The 25,215-nt window shown below is 49.0% G+C and carries 5 protein-coding genes; all 5 read left to right on the plus strand.

Features of this window, described 5'->3' with window-relative positions:
• The first annotated feature begins 178 nt into the window (after positions 1 to 178).
• The 5 genes from N477_RS21945 (at position 179) to N477_RS21965 (ending at position 25,212) form a co-directional block, all read left to right on the plus strand.
• Positions 179 to 2,611: a penicillin acylase family protein gene (locus N477_RS21945; protein WP_063361600.1), complete on the plus strand. Its 2,433-nt coding sequence runs from the start codon at positions 179 to 181 to the stop codon at positions 2,609 to 2,611.
• 56 nt (positions 2,612 to 2,667) lie between these two features.
• Entirely contained in the window at positions 2,668 to 2,871 is a 204-nt protein-coding gene (locus N477_RS21950) for an MbtH family protein (RefSeq protein WP_063361599.1), read from the plus strand.
• Between the two features lie 219 nt (positions 2,872 to 3,090).
• Entirely contained in the window at positions 3,091 to 8,340 is a 5,250-nt protein-coding gene (locus tag N477_RS21955) for a non-ribosomal peptide synthetase (protein WP_063361598.1), read from the plus strand.
• A 2-nt stretch (positions 8,341 to 8,342) separates the two neighbouring features.
• Entirely contained in the window at positions 8,343 to 12,710 is a 4,368-nt protein-coding gene (locus N477_RS21960; protein WP_063361597.1) for a type I polyketide synthase, read from the plus strand.
• 337 nt (positions 12,711 to 13,047) lie between these two features.
• A complete protein-coding gene (locus tag N477_RS21965) occupies positions 13,048 to 25,212 on the plus strand; it encodes an amino acid adenylation domain-containing protein (protein WP_063361596.1) in 12,165 nt (4,054 codons plus the stop codon).
• The last annotated feature ends 3 nt before the right edge of the window (positions 25,213 to 25,215 follow it).

Below are 25,215 nucleotides of genomic sequence, written 5' to 3' on the forward strand. Positions count from 1 at the left end.
TGCGGCTTTGATAATTAAAGGAAAATTAACTGTGAATTAATTTTGGTTTTGTTTGCTTAACTTTAGTTGCTTATTTTGCAACAAATAATCTTGTTATTTTCTTTGGTTTTTTACGGTTTGTATCGTCTTGAGAGCACGGGTTTAAATTTTCGAAGCGTTTAAGAACTTAAGGAAAGTTATGAAGTTAAAATCTACATTAGTACCAATTTTGGCAGCATGTACCATAACTGGTATTCATTTCGGCGCAGAGGCGAGTACGTCGTCAATGAGTCTGAGCGAAGATGTCAAGATCACACGTACCGAGCATGGTATTCCGCATATTCAAGCAAAATCTTTATTTGGCTTAGGCTATGGTAATGCGTATGCCCAAGCACAAGATCATGCCTGTATTTTGGCAGATGGTTATGTGCGTGTTAAAGGCGAACGCGCCAAGTATTTGGGTCCGCATAAAAACGGGCAAGATAACTTTTTTGTTAGCTTAGATTTAGGCTATAAAATTATTGACTTACGCGGTCGAGTTGAGCGCGAATATGCCAATCTTTCAGCAGATACACGATCACTAGCAGAGGGTTTTGCTGCGGGTTATAACCAGTACCTACAAGATGTAAACCTAGGTAAAGCGACTTTGGCGCCAGCATGTGATGGTAAAGCCTGGGTGCAACCGATTGAAGGCGTAGATGTCGTTGCGTCAGTGTTAGCGTCTGCAGTTCAGAATAGCATTGGCCGTTTATTGGTACAAATTCTTCAAGCAAATCCGGGTACAGGCACAGAGTGGCTACCAGTGATTGCGAAGCAAGAAAGTGAGGAGTCACAGCCTTGGTTAATGGCAAACAACACAAATTATAAGCCAAAGCAACTTACACAGGGCTCAAATGGTTGGGCATTGGGTCATGAAGTGACTGATAATGGCCGCGGTTTATTGCTTGCCAATCCACATTTCCCATTTAATGGTAACCTGAGATTTTGGGCTAACCATGCCAGTGTAGAAGGCGACTTTAGCACCATGGGTGCGTCAGTGGTGGGTGTACCTGGGATTGTGAATATCGGCTTCAACCAAAATATTGCTTGGACACATACCTACTCAGCAGCACGTCATGAAGTCATCTATCAGCTTGAGTTAAACCCTACAAACCCGCTGCAATATAAATTTGATGGTCAATGGCAAGATATTGAGAAGAAACAGGTTAATGTTGATGTCTTAACGCCAATGGGCGTGATCACCATGAAGAAAGACTACTTCACGACACCCATTGGTTATGTGCTTGAAGATCAGAAAAACTTCAAGTGGGATGACAAAAATGCCTATGTTGTGCGCGATACCAACTTAAATAATTTGGAAGGGATTGACCACTGGCTGGCAATGAACCGCGCTAATAACCTAGACGAGTTCATCGATACCTTTAAAACGCTAGATGGTTTGGCGTTTAACAATACCCTTGTGGCAGATAATCAAGGTGAAGTGTTCTACATCGATGATTCTAACGTACCAGATTTACCTGCGATGGGTGAAGAGCTGCTGCGTTCACATCCGGTGATTTCACAAGTGTATAAAAACACGCGTATGGCTGTTTTACCGGGTACTAGCAGTGCATTGGTCTACCAGCAAGAAATTCCGTACGAGCGTGCACCTAAATTACGTCGTCAAGATTATGTACAAAATGCCAATAATTCATACTGGTTAACGAACCTAAATGAAAAATTGACAGGCTACTCGCCGTTGTATGGCCATACTGATTATAAGCAAACACGTCGCACGCGTTATAACTTAAACTTACTGCGTTTTGCCCGCGGTGCAGATGGTAAATTTGACCGTCATGAATTAGAAAGCATCGTCACAGGTACCAGCGCGTCGTTTGAACTTTACAAACCAACAGTGATGGCTGCATGTGCATTGTATGCAGGTCAAACGCTTAAAGTGACTGATACTTTAAGTATGCCTGTCGATCCAGCATGTCGTGCATTTGCAAAATGGGATGGCAAATTTAATGCAAACTCGGTGTCTGCGCCACTTGCAAAAGAGTTCTTTAGCTTATTGGAAGATGAGAACTTACTAGTGCAATTTAATCCAGCATTTCCTGCTGTGACGCCAAGTATTGTCAAAGCGGACAAAGCAACTTTGGTTAAGTTATTGGCTGCAAGTAAGCACCTTGAAAATGCAGGCTTCGCCATTGATGCACCATTGGGTGAGTTACAGTATTTGCAAAAGGGTGACCGCCGCATCCCTTGGCCAGGCGCTGAGCACAACAGTGGTGGCTTTAATATTTACTCAACAACCAATGCGATGGATCTGACCTCATTTTCACCACAGTTAGCGCCGCCGTTAAAAGAAGTGTTAAACGAAAACTGGACAGTGAGCACTGGCTTGAGTACAGATGGTTATCCAATCAACTATGGTTCTAGCTGGATGATGGTGGTCGGCTTTGATCAGCACGGTCCGCAAGCCCGTGGTCTGTTGACTTACTCACAGAGTAATAATCCAAATTCACCACACTTCTCTGATGCCAGTGAACACTATGCTGCTGGCAAAGGATTGATTGATTTGCCGTACACAGATGCACAGATCAAGCAAAATAAAGTCAGTGAAATCACACTTAGCGTGAAAAAAGACTAAAAATCCTAGACTGTCGCGCGTCACAGTGGCGACAGTCTAATTTTTGGAAAAATGTGATGAGCTTTGACAACGAAAATGGCACTTTTAAAGTAATCATTAACCACGAAGAACAATACTCTTTATGGCCGAGTTATAAGACGATACCCGGTGGCTGGCAAGACACAGGTGTTAGTGGCGATAAAGCAACTTGCCTTGAACATATCAAAACCCATTGGACTGATATGCGCCCGTTAAGCTTACGCCAAACTATGGCGCAATAGGTCAGGCCAATAAGTGAAATTGAGTCATATAATCAGTGAGTTAGGCAAGCCCGCACACTGACATTACAGACTCAACTATCACGTCACATTGCGATCAGGCGGACTCCCGCCATAAAACACTCAATTACTTAAGCGCATTAAGCATTCTCTCGACATAGTGTGAGCGGTAAAAGCACCAAACACGATGCGCATTGCTAGTTATATCTCATGGAGTAAATCATGAACGCCATTACCATCATGGATCATTTAGCGCAGCATGTTGCGCAGCAGCCAGACAAAACGGCGCTGGTATGTGTTGATAAAAAAGCACACACACCATGGAGCTATGGAGAACTGTATGCACAGAGCTTAATGGTGGCCAGTCATTTAAAAAATCATGTTGTGGCAGGCGACAGAGCGCTGATCTTGATGGATACCGGCATTGAGTACGTGACCAGCTTTTTAGCTTGTCAGTATTTAGGTGTGACTGCTATTCCGAGTTTTCCACCAGAGTCGACCAAAGCCCAGCATATTGCACGTACTGTGGGTATTGCAGAAGATTCAGAAGCGGCACTTGTGCTAACAACAGCACGCTATACTGCCACCGTCGAGGCATTGGTTGAGCAAGTCCATGGCAGCAAAATGCTGGTGATTGACGAGTTTTGTGAGCAAATCGAAGACGTTGAGCGCTACTGTGCCAGCAGTGATGACATTGCATTTTTACAATATACCTCAGGCTCAACGGCCAAACCCAAAGGGGTGATGGTCAGTCATGGCAACTTGATCGCCAATGAAAAAGCCATTGCTGAAGGCCTTAAGATCAGTCGCGATGATTCCATAGTGAGCTGGTTGCCGCTGTTCCATGATATGGGCTTGATTGGTGGGCTACTGCAACCGATTTACTCAGGCTTTAAATTGATCTTGTGCTCACCGCGTTATTTTATGGAGCGCCCAGCACGCTGGTTGCAGTTGATTTCCCAATATCGCGCGACCATCAGTGGCGGCCCTGATTTTTCTTATCGCCTTTGTATTGAGCGCATTAAAGACAAGCAAATTGCAGACATTGACTTGAGCAGTTTACGGGTGTTTTTCTCCGGCGCAGAACCTATTCGTCACGATACTTTACTGAATTTTGTCGACAAATATGCAGCGCAAGGTTTCGATAGTAACGCGCTTTACCCCTGTTACGGTCTTGCCGAAGGCACTTTATTTGTGACCGGCAGTATTCCTGCACAGGGCGCGGTTATCAAGGCATTTGATAACCAAGCCTTGGCATCGGGTAAAGCGGTATATCAGCAAGTTGCAGATACGCGTGATACTGAAGAATATGGTCACCAGGTTGGGTGCGGCGTACCAGCCAGTGAACACCAAGTGCGCATCACCTGTTCATCCAGTTTCGATGAAGTTGCAGAGGGCGGTATTGGTGAGATCTGGGCGAGCGGTCCAAGCATTGCTCTTGGGTATTGGCGCAATGATAAAGCCACACAAGAGACATTTGTTGAGCACGCTGGCAAGCGCTGGCTGCGCACTGGAGATGTTGGTTACATTCATGATGGTCAACTTTACATCTCTGGTCGCCAAAAAGATTTGATCATCATGAATGGTCACAACGTCTATCCACAAGATATTGAGCGCGCAATTGAAGGCGCCATCAGCTTTGTGCGTCAAGGCCGTGTCTCGGCATTTCCGGTACCAAGTGAAGAAAGCGGCGAGGGCATAGGTATTGCCATTGAAACCGCCAATGTGTATCGCAATGAGGTGCCAGCGCAACAAAGCGCAAAAATTATCAGAGACTTTATCATTGAGCAATTTGGTCATTGCCCTGAGTTGGTGGTGTTATTAGATCAAGGCGGATTGCCAAAAACCTCCAGCGGTAAATTACAGCGCAGCGCGTGCATGAAATTACTCAATGAGGAAAAACTGGCGACCTACGGGGTATTTAACCTCGCTCAATTACAGCAGTTATCCATCAGTCATGGTGGTGAAGACCAGCAAGACTGGGATACCCTCACACATACCTTGGCTGAGTTGTGGCAAGAAGTGCTTCGCTACCCAGTGAACAGCAATGATGCCGATTTTTTTGCCTTAGGTGGCAGCTCAATTAAGGCTGCTTTGCTACTGGCAAAAGTACAAGAGACATGCGAGTGCCAAATTGATCCGACAGCGGTATTTGCTGCGCATAAATTTGCTGATTTTTGCCAGCTGGTACGAGAGAGTATCAATACAAAAGCACATCAAGTGGCGATCCCTGCATTGGCCCAAACCGCTTACACACTGAGCGCACAGCAACAAAGACAATTGTTCTTATGGCAACTTGAGCCTACGAGTAGCGCATATCACATCGGTGCCAGCTTAACGCTGCATGGGGATGTCATCGACACACACTTACAAACTGCGCTTAAACAGGTGTTAGAGCAGCAAGGCGCCTTGCGACATGCGTATGTGAAAGATCAAGATGGACAATGGCAGCAGCGCTTAACCGAGCAGCAGTTGAACTGGCAGTCGCTTGATGTGACGACGCAGTCTGACGCGGATATTGCCGCATGGGTAGAGACATTTTATCAGCAACCATTTGCGCTGGAACAAGGCGAAAACTTCAGAGCTGCGCTGTTAAAACGCGCAGAGGGGCGCTTTGAGTTGGTGCTGGTGATGCACCATATCGCCAGTGATGCGTGGAGTTTTGACCTTATCCTTGCGGATATTAGCCGCACTTATCAGTTGCTTGCTGAGGGTAAGACGTTAACTCACGTACCGGCGGCGATTAATTATGGTGACTTCGCCGCTTGGCAGCAGCAGTGGTTATCCAGTGCCGATGCGCACAGCCAGCTCTCGTATTGGCAGCAATTGTTGCAAGGCAGTGATGATGAAGAGTTACTCACGCCTCAGCATATCAGGCAGCCTAATGGCCCTGCACCGATGCAAAGTCAAACACTACAATTGTCTTATCAAGAGGTTGAACAGCTTCAAGCGCTTGCGCATCGCCATGGTGCAAGTTTATTCATGTTATTGCTCACTAGCTTGCAGGTGTTTTTCTATCGCTATGCTGGCAAACGCACGCCGCGCATTGGCGTGCCGGTGGCGAATCGCCGCTATTCAGAGTTACATTCTTTGGTGGGTTTTTTCATCAATACTCTGGTGCAGCGCAATACACTCTCTGCCCAGCAAAGTTTTGTTGAGGTGTTAGCGGCAACCAAAGAGCAGGTGATTGCAGCACAACAAAATCAGGATTTACCGTTTGAAAAATTAGTTGAAGCACTCAACCCAGACCGTAGCCTAGGGCAAAACCCGCTATTTCAAGTGATGTTTAACCACCTTGAACAGGACGTACAGCAGTCGCTTGACTTGCCTGGCGTTGCGGTGGATAAAGTCGCGGCACTGCAATCGCAAGCTCAGTTTGATTTGAGCATAGACTCGCGTCTATTAAATGATGGCGCCTTATTGTTGGAGTTCCAATATAACGCAGCCCTATTTGATACTGAATATATGCAATCGGTGGTGCTTGCCTTCAACACTGTATTGCGCAATGCGGTGGATGAACCGACGACAGCGATAGGCAATTTAGCAACCCACACACAAAAAACACAGGCGATCACGCAAGGCCTTGGCGCTGTGGTGACATTACCGGATATGCCTTGGTTAGATGCCATCAGTGAGATTGCACAACAAACGCCTGCGCGTACCGCGGTGATTTATAACGATCAGCACTACAGCTATGAGTGGCTTGAGCAGACCTCAAATCGTTTGGCCCATGGCTTAATGGCAAAAGGCTTAAGCACAGAATCTGTCGTTGGTGTGATGCAAAGCAGAAAGCCACTGATGCTGGCCAGTACGTTGGCATGTCTTAAAGCGGGAGCCGCTTATTTACCGCTCGATAAGCAATTCCCTGCGGATAAGTTACAGCATATGCTCACTGACAGTGGCTGCCAAGCCATACTCAGTGATGACACCGAACTGGCGGTATCATTTGACGGCATGTTATTGTCGCCACAAACCCTTTTGGGTGAGCAGCATCTCAATACGGGGGCATCAGCAGTAACACGCCATTGTCAGCAAACCGCATACCTCAATTATACGTCCGGCTCCACAGGTAAAGCCAAAGGCGTTGCCATTGAGTTAGGCGCATTGTCTCGCTACATCGAGTCGGCCAAGCAGTTTATCCACTTACAAGCGGATGATGTCGTGCTGCAATTTGCCACTGCGAACTTTGATGCGTTTGTTGAGCAGCTCTTCCCAACATGGGCCGTGGGCGCTGCGGTATTACTGCGCGGTGATGCCTTGTGGGATGCTGATACCCTTTATCAGCAGGCACAAAAGCATGATGTTGCAGTGATGGATTTAAGCGCTGCGTATTGGCGCAGTATCAGCGCCAGTTGGGCACGCAAAGCACAACAAGCCGCGCTTGCATTACCTAAATTAAGACAAGTTCACTCAGGCGGTGAAGCCATGTCTGTAGCGGGTATTCAAGATTGGCAAAATACTGGCTTGTCGCAGGTACGATTACTTAACACCTATGGCCCGACTGAAATCGTCGTTGAAGCCGCAATCCACCCTTGCCAAGATTTTGCTACTCATGGCCAAGAGAATCAGTCAGTACCCCTGGGTCATGCCTTGGCCGGACGTAAATTGTATATCCTTGATGATAACTTGGAGATAGTCCCCAATGGTCAAGTGGGTCAGTTGTTTGTAGGCGGTGATATTTTAGCACGAGGTTATTGGGCACAGCCGGAAATGACAGCGACGCGTTTTATTGCGGATCCATTTAGCGATGATGGCGCGCGCATGTATGCCACGGGTGATATGGTCAGCTGGCAAGGCGATGCCTTGATGTACCACGGGCGCAACGACCATCAGGTAAAAATTCGTGGTTTTCGTGTTGAGCTAGGTGAAATTGAGCAGCACTTGAGCCAATTACCTGATGTAGAGATGGCAGTTGTGGTCACGGAGCAGCAAGCGCATGGGCTGGGTTTAATCGCTTACATTCAAAGTGGTAAATACAGCGATGAAGGATTCGCAGAGAAGCTCAAAAGGGCGCTGGGTGAGCGCATGCCTGCATATATGGTGCCTAGCGATATTCTGGTGCTAGAAAAACTGCCGATAAACGCCAGCGGTAAGTTGGAGCGCAAACAGCTGCCTAAAATTGAGCGTGTGGTTAAAGCCGTGGAGCTTGCGCAAAATGACACCGAGCGCGCCATTGCTGAGATCTGGCAAAAACATCTCAAAACTCCAGATATCGATCGACACGCTAACTTCTTTGATGTTGGCGGGCACTCGCTACTACTGATGGCAGTGTATGAAGAGCTGAAACTTCAATATCCAAATTTACAAATGACAGAGTTGTTTGCGCATCCAAGTATTGCCAGCTTGGCGACATTGCTTGGTGGTGCGCAGTCAAACACAGCCCCTGTTACCCCTAAAAAACCAAGTGGCGCGAAACAAAAACGCGGCATGGGCGCGATTGCCGCGCGAAAAAGAAAAGCAAGAGAATCTTAATCATGTCAGAGAGTAATTATAGCGAATTAGATATTGCCATCGTCGGTATGGCTGGCCGTTTTCCAGATGCCGATAATGTTGATCAACTTTGGCAAAATGTCAGAGATGGCCACTGCGCCGTCAAAACATTTGATGACAATAGCTTAAAGGCGGCGGGCGTCAGCGATGAAGATCTTGCGCATCCGGATTACATTAAACGCGGTATTCCTTTTGCGGGGATGGCGCAATTTGACGCGGCATTTTTTGGCTATACCCCCAAAGAAGCGGCGCAGCTTGACCCGCAGCAACGGGTGTTTTTGCAAACCTGTTGGCATGCCTTAGAACATGCTGGGATTACCACCGACACCAGTAATTTTACCGGTGTATTTGCCGGTTGCGGTGTGACTGCGTATTTATTGCAAAATCTATTGGGTGATTCACAGCAAGATATCACCAGTTTACTGGCGCTGACCAATGGCAACGATAAAGATTCACTGGCCACGCGCATCAGCTATGAGCTGGATTTAACGGGTCCGGCAGTGACCGTACAGACAGCATGCTCTACGTCTTTGGTGGCGGTGCACATGGCGTGTCGTTCACTGCAAAACTATGAGTGCGATTCGGCTTTGGCTGGTGGTGTATGGTTAAACTTAAATAACGAGCAAGGCTATCATGCCCCAACTGGCGGCAGTTTATCACCCTCTGGCCAACTGAGCGCATTTGGTGAGCAAGCGGATGGTATCTTGATTGGTAGCGGCAGTGCTGCTGTGGTGCTTAAGCGTGTGGAAGATGCCATTGATGCAGGCGACCACATACTGGCTGTGATCAAAGGGTCTGCAATCAACAACGATGGCAAAGAGAAGGTCGGTTACACCGCACCAAGTGTCACAGGACAAGCGAGTGCCATTGAAGCAGCGCTGGAATTTGCCGATATCGAGCCAAGCTCAGTGGGTTATATTGAAACCCATGGCACGGGCACAACCTTAGGCGACCCGATTGAAATTGCCGCGCTGAGCCGCGCCTACGGGGAGTGTGATAAGCAGCAAATTGCCATCGGTTCCATTAAAGCCAATATTGGTCACTTGGACTCCGCGGCGGGTGTAACCGGTTTGATTAAGGCGGTGCAAGCACTGCGCCACAAAACGCTACCCCCCAGTTTGCATTGTGAGCCACTAAACAGCAAAATCGACTTTGCGAATAGCCCATTTTATGTCAACACCACATTGACCCCATGGGAAAGTGATTCAGTGCGCCGAGCGGCGGTGAGTTCACTGGGGATGGGTGGCACCAATGCTCATGTGATATTAGAAGAATACACAGCAAATGAGGCGCAGCATAGTCACACAGCGCCTTGGCACATTTTACCTGTGTCTGCGAACTCGCAGTCAGCACTGGAAGCCCAGCGCCAAGCGCTGGCTATCAAATTACAGCAAAATCCAGATGATTTAGCACTTATCGCAGCACAATCGCAGCATAACCGTACCACTCAGGCTGTGCGTCATGCCCTAGTAGTCGACAGTGCAGAGCAAGCGCAGCAGCTGCTAGTTCGTGATGTAGTTGGTGATAAAGCGGGCGCTGCGCAAGTGGCGCTGATGTTTTCAGGACAAGGGTCCCAGTATGTGACCATGGCTAAGCCTCTGCTTGAACATATGCCTGAATTTAAAGCCCAGTTTGATGATGTCATCGCTTTATTTGATAGCACCTTGCAAGATGAATTACGCCGCGTATTTACTCCCAATGATGATGAGCTTTTGGCCGCCAACCAGTTGCTAGGTCAAACGCGTGTGACTCAGCCGGCTTTATTTGTCGTCGCCTATGCCATGGCTAAATGCTATCAAGCCCACGGCATACACATCGAGGCCATGCTTGGTCACAGTATTGGCGAATATGTGGCTGCGAGTCTCAGTGAGGTGATGAGCTTAGACACCGCTGTGAAATTGGTGACGGCCCGCGGCGAAGCGCTACAAAAAATGGCACCGGGTGCCATGTTATCTGTGATGAGCGATGCGCCAAGTTTACAGCCGTATTTAAATGCACAACTGGATATCGCAGCGTGTAATAGCCCGACCAATACTGTTGTGGCGGGGTCTAAAGAAGCCATTAAGGCGCTGCAAACTGAGCTCAAAGCCGCCGATATCAGCGTCACGCGCTTGCATGTGTCGCACGCTTTCCACAGCCATTTGACTGAGCCTGTTTTGGGTGAATTTGCTGAAGTATTAAATACTGTGCAATTGAATGCACCGCAAACGCCATTTGTGTCCAACGTAACAGGGACTTGGATCACGCCAGAGCAAGCGACTTCAACACAGTATTGGCTAGACCATATTCGCCAAGCCGTGAATTTTGTTGAGGGCGTGAAAACACTGGCAGCTAAGTGCAATGTGCTTGTTGAGGCAGGCCCTGGCGATACGCTACAAAAGCTGGCCAAGCAATCGATTGAAGGTGACATTACGCTACTCAATTCCATTGCCCATGCGCGCGATTTAAAAGCGCCTATTCCACCTTGTGTGAAAACGCTGGCAAAACTGTGGCAATTGGGTGTGGCGATAGATTGGTCTGCGGTGTCATCTAATCCACATGGGTTAGAGATGGCATTTCCAGCATATCAGTTTGATAGCACAGAATATTGGGTTGATGCGACACACAGCACAACACCAGTGACGACCCAAGCTGACAGTACAGGTCCTGAATTATTAGCGCCAGTTTGGCAGCAGCAATTGAATACAACTCCAGCGCTTAACCAGTTCAACAGCGAAAAGGTACTCGTGATTGCGACAGATGCGCCAATATTGTCGCAGTTGACCACTGAACTCAGTACAAAAGGCGCGGAAGTGGTAGTGGCATGGCAGGGGGATGAATTTGTCTCACTGGAACAAGGTCAATATCGTTTGGATTGCCAAGATGCCAATCAATTAACAGCACTTTATGAGCAGCAGAGCTTTACGCGCATTGTGGATTGTCGTTTGCTTGATGAGTCAGGGTGTGGTTATCAGCAGTTATTACCGCTGGCCAAATGGCTATTGAGTCAAGGCACACTGCAGTGGACTGTGGTGGCCAGTGAATTATTCAGCGTGTTAGGTGATGAGCAAATATCGGCGGACAAAGCCACAGCGCTTGGGATAACGCGGGTGATTGGCATGGAGCAAACCGCCATTGATTGCCAGCTGCGAGAAATCACCACCGCGCAGCGCGATAGCGCTCAGTCACACATTGCGGCGCAATTGGTTGCAGATATGGCCAATGAAGCAAAAGAAATTGCTTATCGAGGTCGTCAGCGCTTTGTCTTAACTGAGCAGGTCTTACCGCAAACAGAAATTGCGGCGAATACAGCGTCGTCGCCAGTGACCTTTATTACAGGGGGCCTTGGCGGTGTGGGCTTAGTGTTAGCTAAGTTATTGGCTGCACAAGGCCATGCTTTAATGCTACAAACCCGTGCAGAATTCCCTGACAGCGAGCAGTGGCCTGCGTTGCTCAACGATGAGCACACCGACAGCAAGCTAACTGATCAGATCCACGCACTGCAAGCACTTCAAGCTGCTGGTGCGCGTGTCGCTGTGGTCACCGCTGATGTGCTGGATATTGCGAGTCTGAATGTCGCCATCAGTCATGCGGAGCAATCATTGGGCCGTATTACTCAAGTGATCCACGCTGCGGGCTTACCGGGCGGAGGCATGTTGGCTCAAATGACCACCGAACAAGCGTCGCACAGCATGGCGGCGAAAACCCGCGGCACAGATAACCTATTAGCTGCGTTTAAATCACATCAGCTAGAACGGATGATTTTATGCTCATCTTTGGCATCGGTTTTGGGGGCTTTGGGTCAGAGTGATTACTGTGCTGCCAACAGCTACCTTGATACCGTAGCGATGCAGCCTCAGCCATTTTTAGTACAATCGGTTAATTGGGATGCCTGGGCAAATATCGGCATGGCAGCGGGTCACAGTGTTGGTGAAGACTTTGGTATTGATGAGCTAGCGGCCAAAACCTTATTGGATGGTATTAGCCAATCGCAGGCGCCGCAAATTTATGCTGCAAGCCTGTCTTGGCAGGCCCGTGCAGATAAGGTGGCAGAGCTGACAGAAAAGTTAATGCAGGCAAAATCTCCTGCGCCAAAAGGGCACAAACGTCCAGATCTTGATACCGAGTTTGAAGCCCCGGAAAGCGAGCTTGAACTGCAATTGGCAGCGATCTGGAGTGAGTTCTTAGGCTTTGACGAAATTGGCATTTTCGATAATTTGTTTGAACTTGGCGGCGACTCGTTGATAGCCATACAAATGTTGGCCAAGGTCAAACAGCAGTTTGCCGTTGAGATAGAGCCTGCTACTTTCTTCGAAGATCCAAACTTAGACAATCTCACTTTCTTAATAGAAGAGCAGTTGCTGAGCGAATAGAGGCTGACTTGAAAGCACTGTGACTATTTTTTGGGAGGCCAAATTGGCCTCCCACTTTATTTTTTTCCTCTCCCAACGTCTAGCTGGCATTAAGGGCAAATTTACCGACACATCCAAGCAAAACGCGATGTAATCACCACAACCCAAACAACCTAATAAAGTAACAGCAATGCAGCAAAGATGCCTTGCTTGAGTTGCTGTGTATGGTGGTGAGTGTCATGTGGTAGCGAGCCAAAACCAATTGCAATGTGGTTGAGTACAGGCAAAGCAATACTTTGTTTTTTATCTCGACCGACACACAGCAGTGCATAACAATCGATAGCCAGGTGGGATCAGCATGAGCGAGCAAAAGCGCAGAAGAAGACGCGAGCGCGGTGGCGCATTAACTGAAGAACAGCAATTAAAACTCAAAGCCAAATTGGCCGACAGTCAATCTAGAGCCAAGCAAAATCAGTTAACGGTGCGCGAAGATAGAAGCGCTAAAGTGCCATTGACACCGGCTCAGCAACGACTTTGGACTGCGTGGCAGTTAGACCCAGCAGACAGTGTCTACAACTTAGCGGGCACCTTGTCTTTTCAAGGGCAGTTAAACAAAGCCTGGGTACAAGCAAGCTTTTCGCACTTGGTGGCAAAACACGGCATTTTAAATAGTCGTTTCAGTGAGGAAGCGGGCAACACGGTTCAGCAGTTGCAAGCAGATCATGCCTTTACTTTTATTGATGTGCCCAGCCAAGATGATACCGTGCAGCAGGCATTTGAGATTGCCGACCAGCCTTTTGATTTAACCGCAGAGCCTCTGCTACGTGTGGCACTGCTTGAATCTTCGGGTGAGTGCACTTTGCTGGTTGTGATGCACCACATTGTGACTGATGGTACGTCGATGCAGCAGCTATTTAATGAATTTATTCAAGCGTATGCGCTGTTGCAGAGTCAGCAGAGTTTACCAGAGCTGACGCCGCAAGCCGATTATTTAGATTATGCTTTGTGGCTTGCACAGCAAGATCACACTGCATTATTAGACAAGCAATTAACAGACTGGCAAGCGGCGCTTGGCGACGATTTTGAACCCCTGCGGCTACCTGCAAACAGCTTGGCAAGGCAAGGCGGCAACTACCCCATCACGACCCAATCGATGACGCTGCCCAGCAATTTATGGCAGCAAGTGCAGGCACTGACCAAGCAGCACCAAGTGACGCCGTATTTGGTGCTGCTCAGTGCGTTTCAATATTTATTGCATCGCTATAGCGACCAACATGATGTCAAAGTGGGCGTGCCCATTGCCAACCGCCACCATGCGCAAACACATGGTTTAATTGGCTTTTTCATTAATACCCAAGTGGTACGCTTGGAAGTGGCACCACAAGATAGCTTTTCAGCGTTACTGGATAAAGCCAAGTCGTTTTCGCAGTTTGCGCAAGCCAATCAAGATTTGCCTTTTGAGCACCTGCTTGATGCCATTAAACCGCCACGCAGCACCGGGAGTCACCCGCTGTTTCAGGTGATGTTTAATTATCTAAAGCGTGACAAAGGTGCGATGGACTCACTGCAAGGGGTAAGGCTCAAAGATACCCAGGCGCTGCGCTTTTCAATGCCTTTTGACTTGCAATTGGATGTGATTGAAGAAGTCAGCGGTGATACCACGCTACACCTTTATTATGCCAACACCTTATACAGCGAAGCATTTGCCAAACATTGCTTGGATGAACTGACTGCGTTGCTCAGTGCGGTCTCTTCACACCCAGCCTCGCCACTACAATATCTAGACTGGTATCCAGCGCACAGACAGCAGAGCTTAGAGTCGTTTTCAAATGGCGAGTCAGCATTTGAATGGCAAGACTCTATTGCCGACATCATCAGTGCGCAAGCCCAAAAAACACCTGAGCAAAGTGCATTGATCTTTGCTGGTGAGCACATGAGTTATGCACAGTTTGAACAGCGCACCAATCAATTGGCACACTGGTTGATTGCCCAAGGCATAGGCGCGGAAGATCAAATTGGCGTGTATTTTGACCGCAGTTTCGAAATGGTGATTGCGCTTATCGGGGTGATGAAAAGTGGCGCGGCCTACGTCCCATTGGACCCCAACTTACCTGCTGATCGCGTTGAATACATTGCGCAAAATAGCACCTTTAAATTGGTGCTGGGAAATCGCGACAATCAGCAATTTAATGTACCGTATTTTACTTGGTCAGCGTTGTCAGAGCACTTAGCGGCGCACCGTGGTGACTATCCAAACGTCACTATTTTACCGCAGCAAGCGGCTTATGTGATTTATACTTCAGGCTCAACGGGCAAACCAAAAGGCGTGGTGAATCACCACCATGCTTTGTACAACCGGATCAGCTGGCAGGACCAAGCCTATCCGATTGGCAGTCAAGATCGCGTGTTACAAAAAACGCCATATGGGTTTGATGTTTCTGTGTGGGAGTTCTTCTGGCCGTTGATGCGCGGCGCAACCTTAGTGGTGGCTGAGCCGGAAATTCACAAAGAGCCCCGTGAGCTTGCCGAGCTTATTCAAGCCAAGCAGGTGACCTTATTGCACTTTGTGCCTTCGATGTTACAGGCCTTTATCAGCGAGCCACTGGCACAAAAATGTACCAGCATTAAGCATATTATTTGTAGCGGTGAGGCGCTGCCTGCGGCTTTGCAAGCCGATACGCTTAAGCTGTTACCGCAATTGGAAATCCACAACTTGTATGGTCCAACGGAAGCGGCCATTGATGTCAGCTATTACGAATGTGATGGCCGCGCAGACAAAGCGGTACCAATCGGTAAACCGATCGCCGGATGTGAGCTGTGGGTGTTGGATCAGCAACTGAACCTCAGTCCAATTGGCGCTGTGGGTGAGCTTTACATTGGCGGTGTTGGTCTTGCACGTGGTTATGCAAATCGCCCTGATCTCAGTGCGGAGCGCTTTGTTGCCAACCCGTTTGCCCATGACGGTAGCCGTTTATATCGCAGCGGTGACTTGGTGCGTTGGAATGAGCTGGGTGAACTTGAATATCTGGGTCGAACCGATCATCAGGTGAAGATCCGTGGCTTGCGTATTGAGCTGGGTGAAATAGAGACGCAATTGTTTGCCCAAGATGGCGTAAAAGAAGCCGTGGTGGTGGCAGTCAGTGGCCCCAATGGCGGCGCGAGATTGGCAGCCTATGTCAGTGGGTCGTCTTTAGATGAAAGCCGTTTACAGCAGGGTTTGAGTGATGCTTTGCCAGATTATATGGTGCCTAGCAGTATCATGGTACTGGATGCATTGCCGCTGAGCAGCAATGGTAAAGTGGACCGCAAAGCATTGCCTGAGCCTAAGTTGCAAACTCAGCGTGCTTATCAAGCACCGCAAGGGGAGCGAGAAACATTACTGTGTCAGACCTGGCAGCAGGTACTAGGGCAAAGCCCAATTGGTCGTGATGACAACTTTTTTGCCTTGGGGGGAGACTCGATCCTGAGCTTGCAAATTGTGTCAGCGATGCGCCAGCATGGTTTTGCACTGAGCGCCAAGCAAGTATTTGAAGCACCGACCATTGCCCAGTTAGCCAAAGCGCTGAGTGAGTTAAGCGAGGCAGATAAAATCCCGCAAGTGGTGAGCGGCGACGCGCCATTACTGCCGATTCAACACACGTTTTTTGCCAGACAGCCCAGTCAAATTGATCATTGGAACCAAGCTATTCGCTTGACGCCACCTGCGCCCATTGGCTTGGCACAGTTGAACGACAGTGTACAAATGCTGATCAAGCATCACGACAGCCTGCGTTTGCAATTTCAACATCAAGGGTCATGGCAACAAACGTATCGTGATTACGATGAGGCGAATTATCGCGAAGTGGTTTGGTATCAGCAGACCACAGACAGCGAATTTGATACGTATTTGCTCAATGCCGCTGAGCAGGCACAAGCCAGTTTAAGCATTCAGCGCGCTGACTCGCTGCGGGCTTTATATGTCCACAGTGAAAGCCGACAAGCCTTGATCTTAATTGCCCATCACTTGGTGATTGATGGTGTCTCTTGGCGTATTTTAGTGGATGACTTATTGCAAGGCATTGAACTGGCTACTGCGGGCAAGGCAATTGCACTACCCCCAAAAAGCCACAGCTATCAATATTGGGCGCAGCAGTTGCAAGCCTACCCGAGTGCTCACGCCAATGAGTTTGCCCTGTGGCAAAACCAGCAGTGTGATGCCCTTGAATTACCTAACTATGTGGCAGAGGGCGATGCGACCATCGCCAGCGCAGAAACTTTGCAAGTTAAGTTGAGCGAGTCACATACTCAGGCCTTGTTATCACAGGCATCACGCCCATATCGTACACATATTGATGAACTGCTGTTGGCTGCTTTGAGTGTGGCATTGAAGCTGTGGACAGGCAGCACCGACGCACAGGTATTCTTAGAAGGGCATGGCCGTGAACCGTGGCAGTCGCAATTGGATCTAAGCCGCACAGTGGGTTGGTTCACGTCACTGTATCCGGTGAAGTTAAGTTATGGTGATGATTTGGCACAGACCATTATCAGCACCAAAGAGCGTTTACGTGCACTCCCCAATAAAGGCATCGGGTATGGCGCATTTAAATATTATGGCAGCGAAGCACAGCAGCAGGCGCTGCGTACAGAGCGTAAGCCGCAAATTGAATTTAATTATCTAGGTCAGCTAGATGCCAACAACAATGCGCAGTTAGCCGATTGGCAGATGAATACAGACGGCGTCGGTAGCAGCATTGCTGCACAAAACCCGCTCAGCGCCGACATTGCAATTAATGGCGCTATCCAAAACAGCCAGTTACAGTTGGCCATCAGCTACAGTGGTGCACGGTTATTATCATCGGACATGGCTGAATTTGCGCAGTACTTTGAGCAGGCACTCAGTGAAGTCATTGATCATTGCCTTGAGGCTGAAGTGAGATTGACACCTGCGGATGTGCCATTGCTGAGTCTATCTCAAGATGAGCTAGATGCACTGCCGATTGCCCCGTCGTCGGTGTCGAGCATTTATCCGTTGTCTGCGATGCAGCAAGGCATGATGTTCCACTCCATGATTGAGCAAAGTGCTGCGTATCTGAATCAATTAAGACTGGATATCAGCGGCTTGGATGTAACGCGTTTTAAGGCAGCATGGCAGCAAGTGGTGGCGCGACATGATGCCTTGCGCACAGGCTTTATCTCTGGGACGCAACAGCCTTTACAGTATGTCATCCATGACGATCAAATCGTATTTGATGAATTGGATTGGCAAGCTGAGCCTGAAAAATCAACCGATAAACTGGCCCGCACAATTTTAGATACAGGTTTTGCGGTGACCGAAGAAGTCGGCTTAATGTCGTTCACTTTGGTGCAGCAATCGGCGCAACAGCATCACTTCATTTGGACTTACCATCACATGTTGCTGGATGGCTGGAGCAGCACGGCGGTGCTGGCTGAAGTCATGATGGCGTATCAAGGTCAAGCATTACCTCAGCCCGGTGGTCAGTATCAAGACTACTTAGCATATCTTGCCAAACAAGATGAGGCGGCGGGCGATACGTATTGGCAAAGCCGACTTGTACAGTTAGACGACGCCTCTTATCTGACGGAGCTGCAAAACCGTGATGCCTTGGACAGCCAGTTAGGTTATGCGCAGCACACTTTGCAGCTTGATGAGTCACAAGCGGCGCAGTTACAAGCCTTTGCGCAGCAGCAAGAGATCACGGTTAATACCGTATTGCAAGGTGCGTGGTCATTGCTATTGAGCCGCATGTTAAATAAATCGGCGGTGTGCTTTGGTGCAACAACCTCAGGTCGACCTGCCGATTTAGTCGGTAGCGACAGCACTGTCGGCTTGTTTATTAATACATTGCCGGTGATAAGCACCCTCGACAATGAGCAAATTGTGGGGCAGTGGCTCAAAGCCTGCCAGCAAAACAGTATGCAAAGCCGTGAATTTGAGCACACGCCTTTGTATCAAATTCAAAAATTGGCGGATGGACAGGTGAGCTTTGATCAGCAAGGTCTGTTTGACAGCTTACTCATTTTTGAAAACTATCCAATTTCAGAGACATTAGATGCCAATGAGCTGGGTGGGGCAAAGTTTTCTCTGGTTGAAAACCGAGAAGAAACCAACTATCCACTGACGGTATTTGTCGAAACCGCGCAAGGGCTGACCATTAACTTTGCATACCAAGGTTGGCGTTTGAGCACTGAATTTGTGGCGCATCTCGCAAATAACTTGGCGCGTCTACTTGAGGTGCTGCAAACACAAGTTGAACAGCCTCTTGGGCACATTCAATTGCTCGATGACGCAACGCAAGCTGAGGTGAAGCAGCTCGGTATTGGTAAATCACAAACCCTGCCGAGCAGCGATGCGTTGGCAATGTTTGAAGCACAGGCAAAGCAAACTCCTCAGGCTATTGCGGTGCAAAACGAGCAAGGTGAGCAGCTCAGTTATGGCGCATTGAATGGTCGTGCAAATCAATTGGCGCAGGCGCTGCTTGCAGCTGGGCTTACCACAGAGATGCCAGTGGCAATCAGCATGACCCGCGGTATTGAGATGATTGTCGCGATACTGGCGGTGAGCAAAGCGGGTGGCGTGTATGTGCCGATCGCGGTAGAGCTACCAGAAGAGCGCCGCGATTATATTTGTCAGCACAGCGGTGCAAAGTTTGCACTTACTAACTCAAAGGTGTCCTTTACTGAAGATGTGACCTGTTTAAACGTCACAGATCTGCTACTGACATCATGTGACGAGGGCAACCTCGATGTGCAGCGCCATCACCACCAACTGGTATATACCCTTTATACTTCAGGCTCCACAGGTTTACCAAAAGGTGTGGCGATCAGTCACGGCAACTTAGTTAATTTCTTGCTAGGTATGCAGCAGCAACTGGGTTTGGAGAGTGCGCTTAATGCATTGGCATTAACCTCGTTGTCATTCGATATCTCTGGGTTGGAAATTTATCTACCGCTGATAAGTGGTGGTACGGTTACCGTGGCACAAAATGCCTCGACGCTAAGCGCTGCGTTACTGGCCGAGCAAGACTTAATACAAGCTACCCCAGCAGGTTGGCGCAGCTTGCTAGAGCTTGATTTATTAACACAAGTGCAGGGCAAGCGAGCCCTGTGTGGCGGTGAAGCCCTACCTGCTGAGTTGGTGGCGGATCTGGCACAAAGTGGCGTTCAACTTTGGAATATGTATGGCCCAACCGAAACCACCATTTGGTCAAGTTGCTATCAGGTGACACAGGCGCCAGTGCATTTAGGTGATGCCACCTTAAATACTCAACTGTATGTGTTGGATAACCAATTAAACCTGTGTCCACAGCAGGTGGCTGGTGAGCTGTATATTGCTGGCCTTGGCCTTGCCCGTGGCTATCTATCTCGCCCTGACCTCAGTGCTGAGCGCTTTGTGGCAAACCCGTTTGCTGATGATGGTAGCCGTTTATATCGCACTGGCGATTTGGTGCGCTGGAACCAAGCTGGTCAGCTTGAATACTTAGGCCGTACGGATCATCAAGTGAAGATCCGCGGTTACCGTATTGAACTGGGTGACATCGAGGCGCAGCTGTATCGCTGTGATGGAGTCAGTGAAGCGGTGGTCGTTGACGACAACAGCACGGGCACAACACAGCTGGTGGGCTATGTGTCTGGTAAAGCACTCGATAGCGAAATGATTAAAACCACCATCGCCCAGTGGCTACCTGATTACATGGTGCCTGCACTGGTGATGACGTTGGATGAAATGCCGCATAACAGCAATGGCAAAATCGATAGAAAAGCATTGCCAGCACCACAGTGGCAAGAAACACAGGCGTACGTTGCCCCGCAGACAGAGACTGAGTCACGCTTAGCCACTATTTGGCAATCTGTATTAGGCGCAGAGCAAGTGGGCCGAGAGGATAACTTCTTTGCCCTAGGTGGAGACTCTATTAAAGCACTGAGTGTGGCGAGCCAAGGTAAGCAATCAGGGCTTAATTTTGAACTCCCTCAGCTACTGAGTACGGGCAGTCTTGCCCAATTAGCGGCGCTGATTGATGGCAATGAAGCCAGTGCCAAGCCGGTGCTACAGCGTCAGGCACAGAGGTACGCTGGACTGTCGTTTGCCGAGCTGCGTCAGTGGTTTTTATGGAAGCTATCACCACAGAGCAGTGCGTATCACATTAAAGGCGGCTTGATGCTGCAAGGGACGCTCAATACAGAGGCACTGCAAAGTGCGTTGGACTTTGTCAGCAATCGTCATGATGCACTGCGTACTGTGTACGTTGAAGATCAAGACGCGCAGGTATCGCAATATATCGCACCGATTGGCCAATGTGCCTATCATGAGTTTGATGCCTCCAATGGCGCGGACAGTACTGCTTGGCGTGCGGACTTTGTGGCACAGCCATTTGTATTGACCCAAGGCAACCTGTTCAGAGTTGGTCTGATAAAACACAGTGATACACAGCACGAACTGGTGGTTGTGATGCACCACATTATTTCCGACGCGTGGTCATTACAGATCATTATTGACGATTTTGCTAAGGCATATCGCGATGCGCTCTCGGATAAGGTGCTACCTACCGACACCGCAAGCGTGCGCTATAGCGATTACGCACAGTGGCAACGGGCTTGGTTAAACGACGAGGTGAAAGCTGAGCAGCTCAGTTATTGGCATAGTGCCATTGGTGATGACTTATCTGCGCTGCGTCTGCCAAGCGATATAGCGACGCAGCAAAGTAGCTATCAAGCAGTGACAGAGCAAATTCAGCTAGATGATGCACTAAAAACAGCCTTGGCTGACTATGCTAGAGTCAACAACACCAGTTTGTTTAATGTCTTGATGACCGCACTGAAAGTGTTGCTCCATCGCTATAGCGGGCAATCAACCATTCGTGTGGGTATGCCGATTGCCAATCGCCATAATGCGGGCACTGAATCCCTGGTTGGCTTCTTTGTGAATACCCAAGTGATCACCACGCATCTCTCAGGGGAGGTGTTATTGAGTGATGCGCTTGAGCAGGTGAAAACACACTTATTGGGCGCACAAGCGCATCAAGATCTCCCATTTGAGCAACTATTAGATAGCCTTGATTTAGACCGTGACCTTGAACAGCCGTTGTTCCAAGTGATGATCAACCATCAACGCGTCGATGGGGAAGCGCTGCTTGCACTGCCTCAGTTAGAGGCGAACCCCGTATCTATTGCTGCCAGCGAAGCCCAGTTTGAATTGGTACTGAACTGTTATGAAAACAGCGAAGGGCTCACCAATATTGAGTTTGAATTTGCTAAAGAGCGCTTCAGTCCGGTGCGCCGAGCAGAGCTTGCCCAAGCACTGAATGCGGTATTGACTGCGTTAGTTGATACGCAATCACAGCGCATTGCCGATCTTGTGCTGCTTCCAGAAGAACAGCAAGCGCAACTGCATGCCTTGAGTCAGGGACAAACACTCACGGCGGCGTCTTTGGTGACGTCGCAATTAAGTGCGATGGCAAAACAATACCCGCATAATACTGCACTGAAATTTGCCGACACGGCATTGAGCTATCAGCAGATCGCAGCGCAAAGTGATCGTTTGGCACATTACCTGTGCGCACAATCTTCTCCGGTTGTGGCGGTGCGTTTTGCCCGTGGCATTGACATGGTGGCTGCAGCCTTAGCTGTGTTGAAGTCCGGTGCGACATACGTGCCGATTGACCCAAGTTTGCCTCTTGAACGCCAGCAATACATTGCACAGCAAAGTGGCGCTGGTTTATTACTGAGTGATGATATAGCTAGTGAATTGAAGGGGGTGCCTACCCATACACTGGATGAGTCTAAGCTCAGCGTGTATCCGACCACGGCTCTCAGCAACACTATTTTACCGCAGCAAACGGCCTACATGATTTTCACATCGGGCTCCACAGGGTTACCAAAAGGCGTGGCTGTCTCTCATCAGGCACTGGCAGATCATTGCTATGCCATGCAGCAGTATTATCACTATCAAGTCGGCGATCACGCTTTGCTCTTTGCCTCAATGGGCTTTGATGCGGCGCTGGAACAGCTATTAATGCCATTGCTAAGTGGCGCACAATTGAGTGTGGTTGACCCGAAATCTATGGGCCCAGATGCACTCGTTGAATACGTGGAGGCTGAGCAAGTCACCGTGGTGGACTTACCGCCTGCGTACTTGCGTCATGTGCCAAAGCTGGACTCAGTGCGTTTATGTATTGTCGGCGGCGAAGGCTGGCATCAAGGTGACTTTAAATTGGCTCAGCAAAGCTTGCCACAAGCACAGTTTGTTAATGCCTATGGCCCAACCGAAGCCGTGGTGACGCCCACACTGTGGATGGGCGATGCCAAGTCTTCTGTTGATGGTCGTTACGTCCCCATCGGTAAGCCGGTCGGCAATCGAAACGTATATGTGTTAGATAGCGACTTGAACTTGTTGCCACAGGGGGCTGTGGGTGAGCTGTATATCGGTGGCAGCTGTTTAGCTACAGGCTATGTGCAGCAAGCGGATTTAACTGCCGAACGATTTGTGGCGAACCCGTTTAGCGACAATGGCACGCGACTCTATCGCACCGGTGATTTAGTGCGTTGGAATGCGCAGGCACAGTTGGAATACTTAGGTCGTGTTGACGATCAGATTAAAATTCGTGGCCACCGTATTGAGTTAGGCGAAATTGAAGCGCAGCTCAGCGCACTCGATGGCGTGGCACAAGCGGTAGTTTTGGTGCAAAGCCAGCAGGAGCAACCTGTGTTAGTGGCATTTGCAGTCAGTGATAAGCTGACTGGCAGTGCGCTGCAAGTTGCGCTGCGTGATCGCCTACCTGAGTACATGATCCCACAAGCCATTGAAATTGTGACGCAGTTACCGCTCAATCAAAATGGCAAGGTGGATCGTAAGCGCTTACCAACACTCACACTTGTATCGGAGCAAGGTGCATGTGTGCCGCCACAAGCGGGTCTTGAGCAGCAGATAGCACAGATTTGGCAATCACTGTTAAATGCCCCACAAGTGAGTCGACACGACAACTTCTTCGCATTGGGTGGGGACTCCATCAGTGCGCTGCGTTTGGTGCCTAGAATTAACCAATTAGGTGATTACGGCATTGAGGTAAAAGACATTTTCAATGCGCCTGATTTGGCTGCTTTAGCCCAACTGACTGCGCAGTCTGAGCAGGGAGCAGCGCGTTTAGCACTGGTACCTGTTGAGCGCACAGAGCTAATGCCAGTGTCAGCGGCCCAGCAAAGCTTGTGGCTGACGGACAGAATGAGTGATGCAGCAGACAAAGCTGCGTATAACATCGCAGGGGGCGTATCTCTCAGTGGTGAACTAGACATTCAGGCGCTTGAGTTGGCATTTAACCAGTTACTTGCTCGCCATGAGGTGCTGCGTACTCGCTTTGTGAATGTAGAAGGCGAGCCGCGCAGTGAAGTGCTTGAAAGTGTACACTTTAACATTGCTGTTGAGCAGGTTGAATGTGCGCAAACGGCGAGGCAAATGCGCCGTGACTTTGAGCAGCAAGGTTTTGATTTAAGTACCGCACCATTGATGCGCGCCAAAGTGCTGCAACTGGGTGCAAATAGCTATCAATTATTGGTCAGTATGCATCACATCGTCAGTGATGGCTGGTCGATTGCCAACTTGGTGCAAGAGCTTGGCGTGTTTTATGCCGAGCAGCTTGGAGACAGTAGTTTAGTCGAAGCGATGGCGCCGCTAGAGGTGCAATATGCAGATTATGCGCACTGGCAAAATGCCCGTTTAGCTTCCGAAGAGGGGGCTCAAAACCACACATTCTGGCAACAACAGCTTGAGGCGGCACCTCAGCTCACCACGTTGCCGCTGCATTTCCCGCGTCCTGACAAACCGAGCAGCCAAGGCGAGCAGGTACGTTTTGATATTCAAGCTGATACAGCGGCGCAATTGCAAGCATTGAGCGAGGCGCATCAGGTTTCCTTATTTGCCTTGTTAAAAGCCAGCTATATGGCGTTTTTGAGCCAGCAAACGGGGCAGCAAGACTTAGTGGTTGGCACACCTATGGCAGGTCGAGAAACACTCTCGCTTGAGCCATTAATTGGCTATTTCATTAAGGTGATGCCACTGCGCGTAAAAGTCAGTGCAGATGATAGTCTTATCAGTTTGGCAAAGCAGGTTCAGCAGCAATTTTTAGCGGTGCAAGATCACCAGCTGCTGACGCTTGAGCGGATCATGCAATTGGTGGATACACCGCGTCAAGCGGGCACCTCGCCAATCTTCCAGCAGTTGTTTGTGATGCAAAATACACCACAGCCACGCTGGCCTGTTGACGGCATGGAGATCACTGATCTGCCAAGTGGTGAAGTGAGCAGTAAGTTTGACTCAGGCATCTTCATTGAGCCGAGTGAAACTGGGTTCAGTGGTAATCTGGTATTTAAAACAGATCTCTACCTGAAAGATAAAATGGCGACCTTGGTCACTCAGTGGTTGAGTCTGTTGGATACTTTGGCAGCCCACCCTGAACAAGCTTTACCTAAACCTAAACGCAGTAGTGGCGCTAAAAAACGCAAGTCTGCTAAGTTTGGTAAATTGAAAAAGTAAGCT

Origin of the sequence: Pseudoalteromonas luteoviolacea H33-S (assembly GCF_001625695.1) — a bacterium.
Taxonomy (GTDB): domain Bacteria; phylum Pseudomonadota; class Gammaproteobacteria; order Enterobacterales; family Alteromonadaceae; genus Pseudoalteromonas; species Pseudoalteromonas luteoviolacea_B.

Excerpts from the sequence above, each read along its gene's own strand:
- N477_RS21945 (WP_063361600.1), top strand. The coding sequence starts at position 179 with ATGAAGTTAAAATCTACATTAGTACCAATTTTGGCAGCATGTACCATA.
- N477_RS21950 (WP_063361599.1), top strand. The coding sequence starts at position 2,668 with ATGAGCTTTGACAACGAAAATGGCACTTTTAAAGTAATCATTAACCAC.
- N477_RS21955 (WP_063361598.1), top strand. The coding sequence starts at position 3,091 with ATGAACGCCATTACCATCATGGATCATTTAGCGCAGCATGTTGCGCAG.
- N477_RS21960 (WP_063361597.1), top strand. The coding sequence starts at position 8,343 with ATGTCAGAGAGTAATTATAGCGAATTAGATATTGCCATCGTCGGTATG.
- N477_RS21965 (WP_063361596.1), top strand. The coding sequence starts at position 13,048 with ATGAGCGAGCAAAAGCGCAGAAGAAGACGCGAGCGCGGTGGCGCATTA.